A 15,439-nucleotide genomic window follows, 5' to 3' on the forward strand; every position below is an offset into this window, starting at 1 on the left:
ATGAAAACATTTTTTAAAAAATTTATTTTTTTGTTTCTATTCTTTTTTAATATCCAATTTTCCTTAGCAGACTCTAATAATCTGCTAAAAAAAATTAGCATCGAAGGAAATGATAGAATATCAAAAGAAACTATTATTTTGTTTGCAGATATAAAAATAAATGAAACAATTAATAATGAAAAATTAAATGTTTTTTTAAAAAATTTATATGAAACAAATTTTTTTAAAGATATAAAAGTTAAATTTATAAATAATGAGCTTCAGATAAAAGTAATAGAGTCACCTATAATAGATAAGGTTGAATTTGAAGGTATTAAAGCTAAAAGAATAATAGAAGATCTTAACCAAATTATTAAATTAAAATCCAGATCATCTTATAACGATTTTTTATTATCTAAAGATAGAGATTTAATAAAATCTTATCTTAAAAGTAATGGATATTATTTTTCAAAAGTTTTAACTTCAATTAAAAGACTTGATGACAATCTTATAAAAGTAACCCATGATATTGAAATGGGTAATAGAGCTAAAATAAAAAAAATTTCATTTTTAGGTGATAAAATATTTAAAGATAATAAATTAAGAGGCATAATTGTAAGTGAAGAATATAAATTTTGGAAATTTATTTCTGGTAGAAAATATTTAAATGAAGAAACTGTTAGATTAGATAACAGACTTTTGAAAAACTTTTACTTAAATAAAGGATATTTCAATGTAGAAATTAATAGCTCTTTTGCAAAGTTGTTAGATGATGAGAGCTTTGAGTTAATCTTTAATATTAATCCAAAGTCAAAAGTATTTTTCAATAATATAAATTTAAACATTCCTGATGATTTTAATTTAAATAATTTCTCTAATTTAAAAAAAATCTTTAAAGATTTAAAAGGAGAACATTATTCAATAAACACAGTTAACAAAATTATTAAAGAACTGGATAATATAACTTTGGAAGATGAATATAAGTCAATAAATGCGACAGTTGAGGAAAAAATTATTGAAAATAAGTTAGATTTAATTTTTAATATTGAGGAAGCTGAAAAACTATTTGTTGAAAAGATTAACATATTTGGAAATAATATTACTAGAGAAAACGTAATTAGAAATAATCTAGAAATTGATGAGGGAGATCCTTTTAATGAAATTTTGCAAAAAAAAAGTGAAAATAATTTAAAAAGTTTAAATTTTTTTAAATCTGTTTCATCGGAAATAATTGATGGTACCCAGCAAAATTCTAAAATTATCAATGTAAGTGTAGAAGAGAAACCTACAGGTGAAATTTCGGCTGGAGCTGGTGTGGGTACTTCTGGAGGAACTTTTTTATTTGGAGTTAAAGAAAATAATTATTTAGGCAAAGGTCTTGCATTAGATGCGAATGCAACGATCACATCTGAAACTTTTAAAGGATCAATTGGTATTGAAAATCCTAATTTTAATAATTCAGAAAAATCTATATTTGGAAATGTGCAAGCAATAGAAATTGATAGAATGAAGGCAAATGGTTATAAAACAAATAAAACTGGTTTTGAATTTGGTACAACTTTTGAGTATTATGAAGATTTTAAATTAGGACTTTCAACCAGGTCATTTTATGAAAAAATTGAAACTGATTCAACAGCCTCTACAAGACAACAGGCTCAAGAGGGAAATTATTGGGATACATTTTTTAATACACGTTTTGACTATGATAAAAGAAATCAAAAATATAAAACTGATGATGGCATCAGATCAATTTATACTTTAGACTTACCCATAATTAGCGATAATTATACTTTAACGAATAGTTACAGTTTTCAAAAATTTACATCCTTATACGATAATAATGTTTCAACTTTCGGATTTTTTATTGAAGCTGCAAATTCAATTAAAAATGATGATATCAAGTTGACAGAAAGGTTATTCCTGCCATCTAAAAAATTAAGAGGTTTTGAAAAAGGTAAGGTAGGACCAAAAGATGGAAATGATTTTGTTGGTGGAAATTTTGTTTCATCTCTAAATGTCTCCACTACTCTACCTATTATATTCGAAAATTCTGATTTGTTTGATGCATCTCTTCATTTTGATGTAGCAAATATATGGGGTGTAGATTACGATTCTTCAATAGATGATAGTAATAAAATAAGAAGCTCAATTGGTATTGGTGTTGATTGGTATACTGTTATTGGTCCAGTAAACTTTTCATTGTCAGAGGCTATATCAAAAGCTAACACAGATATAACAGAGTCTTTTAGATTCAATATTGGGACTACATTCTAATGAATTTTATTACAAAAATATTTATAATATTGTTTTTTTTAACACTTAATAATCAAAAATTGAATGCCAAAGAAAATTATAAATTTTTAAATATTGATACCATAGTCCAGGAAACTAAAATTGGCCAACTTATGTTGTCTAAAATTAAAGAATTAGACCAATCAAATATTCAAAAATTGAAAATACTTGATGATGAATTAAGAAAAAAAGAGAGTGAAGTAAAATCTAAAAAAAATATTTTATCAGAACAAGAATTTGAAAATGAGATTAATAAATATAGAAATAATATTAATGAATTTAAAAAAAAGAAAGAAATGATGGTAAAAAAATTAAAAGACACCAAGAATGAAGAATTAAAAATATTTTTTAATACAATAAATCCAATAATTGAAAATTATATGGAAAAGAATGCTATTGATATTATTTTTAATAGTAAAACTATTTACATGGGAATTGATGAATCAGATTTAACAGAAAAATTAATTAAAGAAATCAATAATAAAATTTAAAAATGGATGTCTTAAATAAAAATCAAATAATAAATTTGTTGCCTCATCGTGATCCAATGTTATTAATTGATGAATTGTATGACATTAAAAAACTTCATTCTGCAACAGCAGTAGTTAATGTTAAAAAAGATAGTTTTTTTGTTCAAGGACATTTTCCTAGTCAGCCTGTAATGCCAGGAGTACTAATAGTTGAGTCATTTGGACAAGCTGCAGCTGCTCTCACAGCGCATGGTTTAGATAAATCTACATATGAAAATAAATTAGTGTTTCTTATGGGAGTTGAAAAAGCACGTTTTAGAAATCCAGTAATACCTGATTGTAAATTAATATTAAAAATTGAAGCTATAAGATCTCATGGAAGAGTATGGAAATACAAAGGTGAAGCTTTTGTAGACGAAAAAAAAATGGCAGATGCAATTTGGTCTGCAACGATTGTAGATAAGAAATAAATAGCAATAATTATTGATAACTTAAGAATAATTGCTCTGTTAAAAGTAATTATGTCAAATCCGTTTTTTAAAAATAAAGGACCTTTTTTAGTTTCAGATATTTTAAAACTGATAAACATTGAAGCCAATCATCTAAATAAAGACGATAAAGTAAATGATGTAAAAGATCTTTATAGATCAAAAATATTAGATATTACTTTTTTACATTCAAAAAAATATATAGAATTTGCGAAAGTAACAAAAGCTTCTTTTTGTATAACCACTGAATCATTAAAAAAAGAACTTCCAACATCATGTGTTCCTTTAATTGTTGAAAATGTATTAGTATCTTTATCAAAAATAACCTCAATGTTTTATCCTGATGCGGTCAACGATGATTTTGACGATAGCGCTATTAATATTAATCAAACAAATTTTATGGATAAAGCAATTTATGGTAAAAATGTTCTAATTGGAAAAAATGTATCTATAGGTGAAAATTGCAAGATAGGCCATAACACAATAATTGAAAAAAATGTTTCTATTGGAGATAATTGTTCAATAGGTTCCAATACAATAATAAGAAATTCATTGATAGGTAATAACGTAAAAGTTTTAGACAATTGCGTGATTGGAAAGCATGGTTTTGGTTTTTTTCCAAATAAAAATAAGAATTTAAGATATCCACATATTGGTATTGTAATTATTGAGGAAAATTGTGAAATAGGTTGTGGTTCTACAATTGACCGAGGATCAATGTCAAATACAGTAATTGGTAAAAACACTTACCTAGACAATCAAATACACATAGCTCATAATGTTAAAATAGGAGAAAACTCTATAATAGCAGGCCAAGTAGGAATTGCTGGTAGCTCAATTCTTGGTTCAAATGTAAAAATAGGTGGCCAAGCAGGAATTTCAGGACATATTAAAGTTGGTAATAATGTAGAAATTGGAGGTGGATCTGGTGTAATAAGAAATATTCCAGATAATACAAAAGTAATGGGTTATCCAGCAAAAAACATTAGAGAGTTTTTAAGAGATAATAAATGATACATAAGACTGCTATTATAGATTCAAATGCTAAAATTTCTGAAAATGTAAAAATAGGACCTTATTCTGTAATTGGACCTAATGTAGTAATCGGTGATGGCACAGTTATACAATCTAATGTTAATATTACCGGTAATACAATTATAGGTAAAAATAACCAATTTTATCCATTTTCGTCTATAGGAAATGATCCACAAGATTTAAAATATAAAGGTGAAAAAACATTATTAGAGATAGGTGATAACAACAAAATAAGAGAGTACGTAACCATTAATCCAGGCACAGAAGGCGGTGGAGGAAAAACTAAAGTAGGCAATAATTGTTTGTTTATGGTGTCTTCTCACATTGCGCATGATTGCATAGTTGGTGATAACGTTATTTTAGCAAACAATGTTCCATTGGGAGGCCATGCTTGTGTGGATGATAATGCTATAATTGGTGGTAATTCAGCTGTACAACAATTTACTAGAGTTGGTAAATTTGCAATGATTGGTGGTATGTGTGGTGTAGTTAAAGATGTAATACCATATGGAATAGCACATGGGAACAGAAGTATATTGCAAGGATTAAATCTAATTGGTTTGAGAAGAAAAAATATTCCAAATAAAGAAATTTTATCTCTTAGTGAAGCTTATAAAATAATATTTATGAATGAGAATTTGACAGAGAATTTAAGTAATTTACCAAACGATTTAAGAAAAAATGAATTAGTTTCTGAAGTAGTTAATTTTATAAAAAAAGATAAGAAAAGACCAATTTGCACTCCCTTTTCAAAATAAAATGTTTGGTTTGTTTTTAGGTGATACAGATTTTCCTGAAATAGTTTTAAAGAAAGTTAAAAAAATAAAAAAAAAATATTTTATTATTGATTTTTCTAAAAATAATAAATTTAAAAGAGATAAAAATTCTTTCAGGATAAGCATTGGAAAATTTGGAAAAATAATAAATTTAATTAAAGAAAAAAATTGTAAAAAAGTTTTATTTGCAGGTAAAATAGCTAAGCCTAATTTTACTTCTCTTAGATTGGATTTTAAAGGCATATACTATATGCCAAGTGTAATTAGAGCCTCCAAAATTGGTGATGCTGCAATTATCAAATCAATAATTAATATCCTTGCAAATGAGGATATAAAAGTAATTAGTTCTATATATTTTAACCCAGAATTATCTCTTAAAAAAGGAAACTATACAAAAACTAAGCCTAATAAGAATGATAAAAACTCAATTGAAAAAGCTAAGAATTATTTTAATAAAATTAATAGTTTAGACCATATACAGGCTTTAGTTGTTAAAGATGAAAAAATAATTGCAAAAGAGGGTAGGCAAGGGACAAAAAAAATGCTTTCAAAAGTAAAGAAAAATTCACAAGGTATATTAATAAAATTACCTAAAAATAAACAAGATTTAAGAATGGATTTACCAACTGTCGGTTTACAAACTTTAAAAGATATTAAAAAATATGGATTAAAGGGTCTAGTTTTAAAATCTAAAAAGAATATTTTTCTTGATAAGAAAGAAGTATTAAATTTTGCAAATAAGAACAAAATTTTTGTTAAAGTTATATGAAAAAAATCTTTGTATTAACAGGCGAACCATCAGGAGACAAACTTGCATCGACTTTAATTTCAAGATTAAAATTAGAAAATTCTGAAATTGAATATTTATCCGTTGGAGGTTCTCACTTAAAGAATCTAGGAATTAAATCTATTTATGATTTGAAGGAAATTACATACTTAGGATTTACAAGTGTATTACTTAATATTTTTAGAATTAAATCAAAAATAAATAAAACTGTAGAAGAAATAGTAAAATTTAACCCTGATATATTGTTAAGTGTAGATAGTCCAGATTTTACTTTGCGAGTAGCAGAGAAGGTTAAAACAATAAACAACAAAATTAAAACAATTCATTATGTAGCACCTCAAGTATGGGTATGGCGAAAGAGTAGAGTTAAAAAAATTAAAAAATTTATTGATCACATTCTTTTATTGTTTGAATTTGAAAAAAAATACTTTGATGAAGAAAATATTAACAATACTTTTGTTGGCCATCCTTTAATAGAAAAAAATCAAAATAACAAAACTAATATTGATAATATTTTACCTAAAAATAAAAAAATATTGTCTATATTTCCTGGTAGCAGAAATTCTGAAACTAATGTTTTGCTACCTATATTATTAGATTTTATTAAATTAATGAACAAAAAGCATAATGAGTATTTTTTTTATATTCATGCAACTGAAGAAAATAAAAGTTTAATTTTAGAATATGTAAAAAAATATAACTTTGAAAATATAGATATAGTTTCTGAAGAAAATATTAAATCTGAAATTTTGTCTAAATCCATTTTTGCTGTTTCAAAATCTGGCACTATTTCATTACAAATTTGTAATTTAAATGTTCCATCAATTATTATTTATAAACTTAGTTTTATTAATTTTATGATTTTTAAAATGTTAGTTAATGTAAAATTTGCAAATATTATAAATATAATTAATAACCGTGAGGTAATTCCTGAATTACTTCAAAAAGAATGTAATGCAGATGAAATATATAGATCTGTCATTTATTTTCTTAAAAATCCAGAGTTAATGAAAAAACAAGTAAGTGATTGCTCTAAAACGTTAGAGGGCATCAGATCCAAAACTTCATCTGCTGGTGAGGCAAGTTCAATCTTAATTAAGTATCTTTCTTAACCTTTTTTCAACATCTGCTTTACCTAAAGATATAACAATATCATATAGGCCTGGTCCAAATTTAGATCCTGTTAGGGCTACTCTTAACGGTTGACCTACACCTTTGAAATTTGTTTCATGTTTTTTTATCAAGTTGTTGACTATTGGTTCTAAATTATCTCTAGTTAAACTTTCTAAGTTTTTAATTTCATCTTGAAATTCATTAATTATTTTTTTTGATTTATCATCAATTAGTTTTAAATCATTTTCATAAAAATTAACTTCATCATTAATAATATATTTTGCATTATTAAATATTTCTTCCAGTGTTTTTGCTTTGTTTTTTAAAAATACTAAAGATGATTTTATTTTTATTGCTTTTTCTGTATCAATTTTATCTTTATATTCTTCACAATATCTTAAAAGATGATCGAAAAGATCATTTTCATCAATATTTTTGATATAATGTTCATTCATTGATAAAATACGGCTCATGTCTAATTTAGATGGCGATTTTCCAATACCTTCTAAGTTAAAAAATTTGATACTTTCCTCTAAAGTAAATATTTCTTTGTCTTGATATGACCACCCTAGTCTTAGCAAATAATTTCTTAAAGCATCAGGCATAATTCCAATTTTTGAATAGTCATCTAATGTTGAAGCATTATCTCGCTTAGATAATTTTTTACCTTCTATTGTGTGAATTAAAGGTATGTGGGCAAACAGTGGTACATCCCATTTCATTGCTTCATAAATTTGAATTTGTTTGAAGGTATTTATTTTATGGTCATCTCCCCTAATTATATGTGTCATTCCCATTTTATGATCATCTACAGTCGCTGACAAATTATAAGTTGGAGTTCCATCATTTCTTAATATTACAAAATCTTCTATTGTGCTATTTTCTATTTCAACATCACCTTGAACCAAATCTTTTAGAATTGAACTTCCTTCAATTTTACTTTTAAATCTAATTACAGGTTTAATTTCTTTAGGAGCATCTTTTTCTTCTGAATCCCTCCATTTTCTATTGTAAATATAAGGTATTTTCTTTTGTCTAGCTCTTTTTTTTTGCTCTTCTATCTCTTCAGGTGAACAGTAACATTTATAGGCATACCCATTTTTTAATAATTCATTCGCAATTTTTACATGATAATCAATTTTATTTGACTGAATATATTCTTCACCATCATGTTTTATCCCTAACCAATTTAAGGATTTAATTATTTGTATTTTGTGTTCTTCTTTCGATCTTTCTTTGTCAGTATCTTCAATTCTTAAATGAAAAGTGCCTTCTTGATTTTTTGAATATAACCAATTAAACAAGGCAGTTCTAACACCACCAATATGAAGAGCCCCAGTAGGAGAGGGAGCAAAACGAGTTGCTACTTTTGACATCAGAGATGTTTAGACTATTTTTTTAAAAGTTTCTATATAAAGATACCAAAACACCCTGAACTTTTACTCTATCGGGGCCAAATATTTTGGTTTCATAGTTTCTATTTGCACTTTCCAATGCAACAACTTTACCTTTTTTACGAATTCTTTTTAACATTGCTTCGTGTTCGTCAATTAATGCTACTACAATTTTTCCATTATCTGCTGTATCTGTTCTTTTAATAATAACCGTATCTCCCTCGTGGATTCCAGCCTCAATCATTGAGTCTCCTTGAACTTTCAATCCAAAATAATCTCCATTTTTTTCTAAATTATTTGGTAATGGTATTCTTGAAACTTCATTTTGTATTGCTTCTACAGGAGTACCTGCTGCAATTTTTCCTAATACTGGCACTTCCATTTCATCTGAATTGTTAATTTCTTCGTCTAAACCACCTTTGATAACACTTGGTGAAAAACTATTGTAAATATCGTTTGCTGAAGCTGTTTCTGGCAATTTTACTACTTCTAAAGCTCTTGCTTTATGAGCTAATCTTTTAATAAATCCTCTTTCTTCTAAGGCGCTAATCAATCTATGAATACCTGATTTTGATTTTAAGTTTAGAGATTGTTTCATCTCTTCGTAAGAAGGAGATACACCAGAGCTTCTCAACTTCTTGTTGATAAATAAAAGCAGGTTTTTTTGTTTTTTTGTTAGCATAAGAACAAATATCGTACAAATGATGTTCTACAAAAGTTCTTTTGTTTTAACAATACTAAAAAAAGTGAGTAAAATAGGGCTTAAATTGACTACAAAACTGAAAAAATTGAATTTTCATCCAATTTTTTCAAAAGTGATTCACCAATTAAAAAAGTATTAATTGATGTCTTACTGTTTAATTCCAATAATTCTTCTTTAGATTTAATACCACTTTCAGAAATTAGAGGTCCTTTATGGTTTTTTACAACATTATAAATATCATAGGTTGTATTTATATCAGTTTTAAGTGTTTTTAAGTTTCTGTTGTTAATACCAATTAGTGCATCTTTAAAATTTAATGCCTTTTGAGCCTCTTCAACAGTATGTACTTCTACAATTACTGACATATCTAATTTCAATGCCTCTTGATATAAATTGTTTGCAAGATCATCTGAGACACCAGCTAAAATAATCAGAATTGCATCTGCACCATAACTTTTGGCAAGTGGCACTTGAAAAGTATCAATAAAAAAATCTTTACATAATATTGGTAAATTAACCTTATCTTTTATTTTACTTATATGGATTAAATTTCCTAAAAAATAATCTTCTTCAGTTAAAACTGATAAACAAGTAGCATTATTTTTTAAATAAATATTAGCAATTTCTACTGGATTGTAGTCCTCAATTATAACACCTGCAGAAGGACTTGCTTTTTTTATTTCAGCAATAATTGAAGTTTTATTTTCTTTTAAATTTTTTTCAATTTTATCTTTAAAATTTATGTATGATTTATTTTTTTGTATTAATTCATCTAATTTTTTAAGATCTATTGATTTTTTTAGACTATCAATTTTTTCGATTTTTTTTTTAATTATATTATCTAAAACGTTTTCAGACATTTTGTATTTGTTCCAAATGTAAAAAAGTTTTACCAGAAAGAATAAATTGTCTTGCATGATTATAGGCCTCTTCAAAATCAACAAACTTTTCTGCAACAATTAAACCAGCTGCAGCATTTAAACAAACTGCTTTTGAAAAATCATTATCTTTACCTTTAAATATTTCAATCATTTTATCTGCATTAAATTTTGCATCATTACCAATTAAATTCTCAAATTTTTCTGCATTCACATCAATTAAATTAGGATCAACTAAGATTTCAGATATTTCTCCATTCTTCAATTGTATTATATTTGTTTTTGCATAAGGAGATATTTCATCCAATCCATCTTCGCTATTTACTATCCATGCAAATTTTATATTTAAATTTTTTAATCCCTCTGCAAAAATCCTTAACAATTTTTTATCAAATACTCCAACAACCTGTCTTTCTACTAGAGCAGGATTGCTTAAAGGACCAATCATGTTGAAAATAGTTCTTTTACCAATTTTCTTTCTTACAGGACCTACAAATCTCATAGCACTATGATAATTTGGAGCGAACATAAAACCAAAATTGTTATTGCTTATTTCTTTTTCTATTTCTTTCGGCTCTAAATCAATTTTAATATTAAGTGCTTCCAAAACGTCTCCAGAGCCACATTTTGAGGATACCGCTTTATTTCCGTGCTTTGCAACTTTTATACCCATACCAGCTAAAAGTAAGGCTGATGCAGTTGATATATTAACAGTGTTCATACCGTCACCACCTGTACCACATGTATCTATACAATCTTGAACGTTTACTCTTTTAGATTTTTCTCTAAGTACATAAACACCTCCAGCAATTTCATCTGCAACTTCTCCTTTTTCAGACAGAAATGTTAAAAAATTATAGATTTGATCCTCATCAGCTTTACCAGTCATTAAAATGTCAAATGCTGACTTACTTTCTTCAAAGGTTAAATTTTCTTTATTTTTAAGTTTTTCTAAAATCTTTTCCATAAAATTAATAATTAATAAAATTTTTTAAAATTTTCATTCCCATCTTAGTTTTAATACTTTCTGGATGAAATTGTACACCATGAATATTAAATTGCTTATGTTGGATAGCCATAATTACCCCATTATCAGTTTCAGCTGTAATCTCTAAATCTTTCGATAGGGTTTTTTTATCAATAATTAAGCTATGATATCTTGTAGCTTCAAAGGTACTGGGTAGATTTTTTAAAATTCCAATTTTTTTCGATTTAATTTTGCTAATTTTTCCGTGCATTAATTTTTTTGCTTGAATAATTTTAGATCCAAAAACTTGACCTATAATTTGATGTCCAAGACAAACACCTAAAAAGGGCAATTTTTTATGTAATGATTTTAAAATGCTTATGCAATTTCCAGATTGATTTGGATTTCCAGGTCCAGGTGAAATAACAATTTTATCATATTTTTTTCTTAATATTTCTTTAGAGTTAATCTTATCATTTCTTTTAACATCAACTTTTACATTTAATGAAGAAATGTAATGATAAAGGTTAAATGTAAAACTATCATAATTATCTATTAATAATATTTTCATTATCTTAAAGCATTTATCAAAGCTTTCGCCTTGTTAACTGTTTCATCATATTCATTTATAGGTTTACTATCAGCCACGATACCTGCTCCAGCTTGTACATAGAATTTTTTATTTTTTGCCACAGCTGTTCTTAAAGCAATACAAGTATCAAATTCACCATTAGCAGAAAAGTATCCAATTCCACCAGCATAAACTTTCCTTTTCGATGTTTCTAATTCATCAATAATTTCCATTGCTCTTATTTTAGGAGCACCAGATACGGTACCAGCAGGAAATCCTGCCAATAGCGATTTAAATTTTGAAAACTTTTTATTATACTCTCCAACTACATTAGAAACTATATGCATTACATGAGAGTACCTCTCAATTATGAAGCTTTCAGTTACCTTTACAGTATTTATTTTTGATACTTTACCAGCATCATTTCTTCCTAGATCTAAAAGCATTAAATGTTCAGAAAGTTCTTTTTTGTCTTTAAGAAGGTCTTTTTCATAAAAAAGATCTTCTTTTATATTTTTTCCTCTTGGTCTAGTACCTGCTATTGGTCTAACTGTAATTTTGTTATCTCTTAGTCTTACTAAAATTTCTGGACTTGCACCAATAATTTGAAAGTCATTAAAGTTGAAGTAAAACATAAAAGGAGAGGGGTTAGTTACTCTAAGTTTTTTATAAATTTCCAAAGGTTTTTTTGTTAATTTTGCTTCAAATCTTTGACTTAAAACAACTTGAAAAATATCACCAAGTTTAATGTATTTCTTAGCTTTATTAACCATTGCAAGAAATTTATTTTTAGATGTGTTTGATTTAACTTTAATTTTTTTTTCTTTTAACAATCTTTTTGTATAAATATTTTTGATCGATGATTGAATTGATAGTTTAAATAGATCAGTTTTTATAGAGTCATACTTTTTTTGATAATTTTTAATTTTTTCATCATTAAAAACATTACTTATATAAAATATTTCTTTTTTTAAATTATCATGAATAACCAAGGTTCTTGGTCTCATTAATCTTACATCTGGTAAATTAAGATCATTTTTACATGTGTTAGGAATTTTTTCTATGTACCTAATAGAGTCGTATGAAAAATAACCTGAAATTAGCGAACAAATCTTTGGTAAATTCTTAGGTGTATCAAATTTAAAATTTTCAATAATTTTTTCTATTAACTCTCCTGGTTTATCTTTAAGAATGATTTTTTTATTTTCAGTGATTAAATATGACTTTTGGTTGTTAAACTCCCATATCTTGTCAGGATCTTTACCAAAAATTGTGTATCTACCTTTAATTTTTCCTTTTTCGACAGACTCAAATATAAAACTATTTTTTTCCTCTAAAAAATTATCAATTAAATTTATTACTTCATCATCAGAATTTACTTTTTTAGAGGTGTATATAATCTGATTTTTTTTGCTTCTATGTCGAAACTTAAAATCTTTGAAGCTTCGATTAATTATCATTTGAAATAGTTTTTAATTCTATCAATAGTTTTTTGATTCAATTGAACCTGATATTTATTATTCAACAAGGTATCGTAAGATTGTAAAATACTTTTTCTGTTGTTTGTATTTTGTAAATTTACAAATCCTTTATATTCCTCACCTTGTTTATTTATAGTATTTTTATTTATATCTTTTATTTTGACTAAAAATATTTGATTATTAGTATTATTTACTAAAGCAAAAGAATTTTGAGGTAATGAGTAGAGCATTTTAATTGAATTTACTTCAAATATTCCATCATCGTTAATCGAATTAATTGATCCAGTTTGGATTTTACCTGAACCTAACTCTATAAATTTACTTTCATTAAATCCATCATTCTGTATTTCTTCAATTATTTTTCTATTGTAATCAAATTTACCTTTTTGATAAATGAGCTCGACAATTTCACTTTTTACTATCTCATCATTTAGATCTGGTGAACGATCATATTCATTCTCTATATTATAAAGAATATAATTATCGCCACTTTCAAATATATCTAATTTGCTTGATTTCTTAGAGTAAATTAACTTTTCGTTTGTGATAGTGTTTTCATCTGGAGCAAATTCATTAATATTATTCACATCCACATTTATGTTTTCGATTATTGAACTAAAACTTTCATTTTGAGAAATTTTATTCTCTATTGCATCAATTTCATTAAAAAAATCTTGATTAAATTCATCAATTCCAATTAGATTTTTTGGATTTAAAACCACATATTTAAAGTCAATATATTGTCTTTTTAATTGATCTTTATTTTCTTCAATAAATGTGTTGATTTCATCTGATGTATAATCATCTTTAATCTTATATAAATTTTCCATATCAAAGTATTCAATAATTAATGATTTATTGTTTTCTTTAAATTTACCTTCTATTAGAAATTCAGGGGTAACAGTACCCGCACCGATAAAATCAAATAAATGTTTCTGTAAACCTTGATTTTTTAATTTCAACTCAAACAAAGGAGCAGACATATTATTTGAAAGTAAAAATTTTTCGTATTTAATTCTTTCAAAAGCACCATTCTCGTCTTTAAAATTTTTATTGTCTTTTAAATATTTTAAAATTGTCTTTTCGTTTATAGAAAGTTTAAAATCTTCAATCTCTAGATCAATTAAAGTTGTTGAAATAAGTCCTGATAGTAATTCTTCTATAATATTGTTGTCTAAATTATTTCTTATTGCTTCTTGTGAAATTCCACTTTGATTAACATAGTCCATGAAATCTTGAGTGGTAACGTTAGTTTTATTTATTTTAGCAATGTTATTTTGATTGTTAGTGCTAAAGCCACCGCCAAATCCACCAAAGCCAAAAGCTATTATGATGATTACTATTAGAACCAATCCACCAAATTGTTTCCAACCTAAATTTTTTAATTTTTCAACCATAACGTTATAAATTTATTGATCTGTAAAAAACAAATCTATAGATTAAAAAGTCAATTATGACAAATAAATATATGTATTTTATAGCTAATTGGAAAATGTTTGGAGATTTAAAAACTATAAATTCATTAGATAAAGTTATTAAATTCTCAAAAAGTCATAAAAAAAATAAGTTTAAACTAATTTATTGTCCTCCAAATACTCTAATACGTCCAATTTCAAAAAGACTTAGTAAAACAAATATTGAAGTTGGTGCACAAAATTCTCATCAAAATTTAGATTATGGAGCTTTTACAGGTCAGGTTAATGCAAGAATGCTTAAAAGTGTTGGAGCAAAATATGTGATCTTGGGTCATTCCGAAAACAGAATGGCTGGAGAAAATGACAATCTAATTAATCTTAAAATAAAAAATTCAATTAAATCTGGTTTAAAAATTATTTTTTGTATTGGTGAAACTCTAAGACAAAAAAGAGATAAAAAGACTAATCAAGTTTTAAATAGTCAATTAAAGAAAGGATTAAAATCTATCAAAAAAATTAATGATATAATTATTGCATACGAACCAGTATGGTCAATTGGAACTGGTTTAATTCCTTCATCAGAGGAACTGTCTAAATCAATTAAATTTATAAAAAGTAAATTTGGAAAAAAATCTCCAAAAGTTTTATATGGAGGCTCTGTTAACATCAAAAATATTGATCAATTAAAAATAATTCCTGACATAGATGGTTTTTTAATAGGCGGAGCATCACAATATCCAAAGAAATTTATTGATATAATTAAAAAAACCATTAATTAGACCACCATGGAAACATTATTACTTGTAATTAACATCATACTTGCATTTATTTTAGTTGTGCTTGTGCTACTTCAAAAATCAGAGGGTGGCGCTTTAGGTATTGGTGTTTCTCAAGAAAATTTCATGCTATCAAGATCTGCTGGTAGTTTTATTACCAAAGCAACTGCGATAGTTGCAACTTTATTTATCATTTGTAGCTTAGCGCTTACAATAATTTCTAGAGCAGAATTAACACCCACAGGATCAGTTTTAGACACGGTTGAAGAAAAAACTGAAGATACTCCATCAATTCCTGAAAATAATTAATTAAT

The 15,439-nt window shown here is 26.0% G+C and carries 16 protein-coding genes; 9 read left to right on the plus strand and 7 right to left on the minus strand.

All coding sequences use genetic code 11. The features are described 5' to 3' along the window. The 7 genes from bamA to lpxB are packed head-to-tail and all read left to right on the plus strand — an operon-like array spanning nucleotide 1 to nucleotide 6,939. Nucleotides 1–2,253: an outer membrane protein assembly factor BamA gene (bamA, locus tag ACTTAW_RS04645; protein ID WP_440651322.1), complete on the plus strand. Its 2,253-nt coding sequence runs from the start codon at nucleotides 1–3 to the stop codon at nucleotides 2,251–2,253. Further along, the gene (locus ACTTAW_RS04650) at nucleotides 2,253–2,762 is read left to right on the plus strand and encodes an OmpH family outer membrane protein (RefSeq protein ID WP_440651323.1); all 510 of its coding nucleotides are present in this window, start codon (nucleotides 2,253–2,255) and stop codon (nucleotides 2,760–2,762) included. Before bamA ends, ACTTAW_RS04650 begins: the two co-directional genes overlap by 1 nt. Before the next feature lie 2 nt (nucleotides 2,763–2,764). Continuing rightward, the gene (gene fabZ / locus ACTTAW_RS04655; protein ID WP_440651324.1) at nucleotides 2,765–3,211 is read left to right on the plus strand and encodes a 3-hydroxyacyl-ACP dehydratase FabZ; all 447 of its coding nucleotides are present in this window, start codon (nucleotides 2,765–2,767) and stop codon (nucleotides 3,209–3,211) included. Between the two features lie 51 nt (nucleotides 3,212–3,262). Continuing rightward, nucleotides 3,263–4,243, plus strand: a complete 981-nt coding sequence (gene lpxD, locus ACTTAW_RS04660; RefSeq protein WP_440651325.1) for a UDP-3-O-(3-hydroxymyristoyl)glucosamine N-acyltransferase — start codon at nucleotides 3,263–3,265, stop codon at nucleotides 4,241–4,243. Then, on the plus strand, nucleotides 4,240–5,022 hold the full coding sequence (gene lpxA, locus ACTTAW_RS04665; RefSeq protein ID WP_440651326.1) for an acyl-ACP--UDP-N-acetylglucosamine O-acyltransferase: 783 nt from the start codon (nucleotides 4,240–4,242) through the stop codon (nucleotides 5,020–5,022). Before lpxD ends, lpxA begins: the two co-directional genes overlap by 4 nt. Before the next feature lies 1 nt (nucleotide 5,023). After that, nucleotides 5,024–5,809 carry an LpxI family protein gene (locus ACTTAW_RS04670; RefSeq protein ID WP_440651327.1) on the plus strand — a complete coding sequence of 262 codons (786 nt, stop codon included), beginning with the start codon at nucleotides 5,024–5,026 and terminating at the stop codon, nucleotides 5,807–5,809. Next, nucleotides 5,806–6,939 (plus strand): lipid-A-disaccharide synthase, encoded by a 1,134-nt coding sequence (gene lpxB, locus ACTTAW_RS04675; RefSeq protein WP_440651328.1) that lies wholly within the window; start codon nucleotides 5,806–5,808, stop codon nucleotides 6,937–6,939. The genes ACTTAW_RS04670 and lpxB overlap by 4 nt, the downstream gene beginning before the upstream one ends. On the opposite strand, the gene gltX is transcribed toward lpxB, so the two are convergent. From gltX to ACTTAW_RS04710, 7 genes are all read right to left on the minus strand, one after another. Next, on the minus strand, nucleotides 6,919–8,316 hold the full coding sequence (gltX, locus tag ACTTAW_RS04680) for a glutamate--tRNA ligase (protein ID WP_440651329.1): 1,398 nt from the start codon (nucleotides 8,314–8,316) through the stop codon (nucleotides 6,919–6,921). The genes lpxB and gltX overlap by 21 nt on opposite strands. Nucleotides 8,317–8,338: 22 nt before the next feature. Further along, on the minus strand, nucleotides 8,339–9,016 hold the full coding sequence (gene lexA, locus ACTTAW_RS04685; protein ID WP_262589277.1) for a transcriptional repressor LexA: 678 nt from the start codon (nucleotides 9,014–9,016) through the stop codon (nucleotides 8,339–8,341). Between the two features lie 89 nt (nucleotides 9,017–9,105). Then, nucleotides 9,106–9,897 carry an indole-3-glycerol phosphate synthase TrpC gene (locus ACTTAW_RS04690; RefSeq protein WP_440651330.1) on the minus strand — a complete coding sequence of 264 codons (792 nt, stop codon included), beginning with the start codon at nucleotides 9,895–9,897 and terminating at the stop codon, nucleotides 9,106–9,108. Continuing rightward, complete coding sequence (trpD, locus tag ACTTAW_RS04695; RefSeq protein ID WP_440651331.1) at nucleotides 9,890–10,882, minus strand: anthranilate phosphoribosyltransferase; 993 nt, start codon at nucleotides 10,880–10,882, stop codon at nucleotides 9,890–9,892. The genes ACTTAW_RS04690 and trpD overlap by 8 nt, the downstream gene beginning before the upstream one ends. A gap of 4 nt (nucleotides 10,883–10,886) precedes the next feature. Beyond that, nucleotides 10,887–11,453: an anthranilate synthase component II gene (locus tag ACTTAW_RS04700; RefSeq protein WP_440651332.1), complete on the minus strand. Its 567-nt coding sequence runs from the start codon at nucleotides 11,451–11,453 to the stop codon at nucleotides 10,887–10,889. Beyond that, nucleotides 11,453–12,910 carry an anthranilate synthase component I gene (trpE, locus tag ACTTAW_RS04705; protein WP_440651918.1) on the minus strand — a complete coding sequence of 486 codons (1,458 nt, stop codon included), beginning with the start codon at nucleotides 12,908–12,910 and terminating at the stop codon, nucleotides 11,453–11,455. The genes ACTTAW_RS04700 and trpE overlap by 1 nt, the downstream gene beginning before the upstream one ends. After that, the gene (locus tag ACTTAW_RS04710; protein ID WP_440651333.1) at nucleotides 12,910–14,331 is read right to left on the minus strand and encodes a SurA N-terminal domain-containing protein; all 1,422 of its coding nucleotides are present in this window, start codon (nucleotides 14,329–14,331) and stop codon (nucleotides 12,910–12,912) included. The genes trpE and ACTTAW_RS04710 overlap by 1 nt, the downstream gene beginning before the upstream one ends. A 56-nt stretch (nucleotides 14,332–14,387) precedes the next feature. On the opposite strand from ACTTAW_RS04710, the gene tpiA reads away from it, so the two are divergent. Beyond that, nucleotides 14,388–15,128, plus strand: a complete 741-nt coding sequence (gene tpiA / locus ACTTAW_RS04715; protein WP_440651334.1) for a triose-phosphate isomerase — start codon at nucleotides 14,388–14,390, stop codon at nucleotides 15,126–15,128. Between the two features lie 6 nt (nucleotides 15,129–15,134). Next, entirely contained in the window at nucleotides 15,135–15,434 is a 300-nt protein-coding gene (gene secG / locus ACTTAW_RS04720) for a preprotein translocase subunit SecG (RefSeq protein WP_075506676.1), read from the plus strand. Nucleotides 15,435–15,439: the final 5 nt, after the last annotated feature.

It is taken from the genome of Candidatus Pelagibacter sp. HIMB1495 (assembly GCF_052047955.1).
Lineage (GTDB): Bacteria > Pseudomonadota > Alphaproteobacteria > Pelagibacterales > Pelagibacteraceae > Pelagibacter.

Excerpts from the sequence above, each read along its gene's own strand:
- bamA (WP_440651322.1), top strand. The coding sequence starts at position 1 with ATGAAAACATTTTTTAAAAAATTTATTTTTTTGTTTCTATTCTTTTTT.
- fabZ (WP_440651324.1), top strand. The coding sequence starts at position 2,765 with ATGGATGTCTTAAATAAAAATCAAATAATAAATTTGTTGCCTCATCGT.
- lpxA (WP_440651326.1), top strand. The coding sequence starts at position 4,240 with ATGATACATAAGACTGCTATTATAGATTCAAATGCTAAAATTTCTGAA.
- trpD (WP_440651331.1), bottom strand. The coding sequence starts at position 10,882 with ATGGAAAAGATTTTAGAAAAACTTAAAAATAAAGAAAATTTAACCTTT.
- ACTTAW_RS04650 (WP_440651323.1), top strand. The coding sequence starts at position 2,253 with ATGAATTTTATTACAAAAATATTTATAATATTGTTTTTTTTAACACTT.
- ACTTAW_RS04710 (WP_440651333.1), bottom strand. The coding sequence starts at position 14,331 with ATGGTTGAAAAATTAAAAAATTTAGGTTGGAAACAATTTGGTGGATTG.
- gltX (WP_440651329.1), bottom strand. The coding sequence starts at position 8,316 with ATGTCAAAAGTAGCAACTCGTTTTGCTCCCTCTCCTACTGGGGCTCTT.
- ACTTAW_RS04690 (WP_440651330.1), bottom strand. The coding sequence starts at position 9,897 with ATGTCTGAAAACGTTTTAGATAATATAATTAAAAAAAAAATCGAAAAA.
- lpxB (WP_440651328.1), top strand. The coding sequence starts at position 5,806 with ATGAAAAAAATCTTTGTATTAACAGGCGAACCATCAGGAGACAAACTT.
- tpiA (WP_440651334.1), top strand. The coding sequence starts at position 14,388 with ATGACAAATAAATATATGTATTTTATAGCTAATTGGAAAATGTTTGGA.
- ACTTAW_RS04670 (WP_440651327.1), top strand. The coding sequence starts at position 5,024 with ATGTTTGGTTTGTTTTTAGGTGATACAGATTTTCCTGAAATAGTTTTA.
- lexA (WP_262589277.1), bottom strand. The coding sequence starts at position 9,016 with ATGCTAACAAAAAAACAAAAAAACCTGCTTTTATTTATCAACAAGAAG.
- lpxD (WP_440651325.1), top strand. The coding sequence starts at position 3,263 with ATGTCAAATCCGTTTTTTAAAAATAAAGGACCTTTTTTAGTTTCAGAT.
- ACTTAW_RS04700 (WP_440651332.1), bottom strand. The coding sequence starts at position 11,453 with ATGAAAATATTATTAATAGATAATTATGATAGTTTTACATTTAACCTT.
- secG (WP_075506676.1), top strand. The coding sequence starts at position 15,135 with ATGGAAACATTATTACTTGTAATTAACATCATACTTGCATTTATTTTA.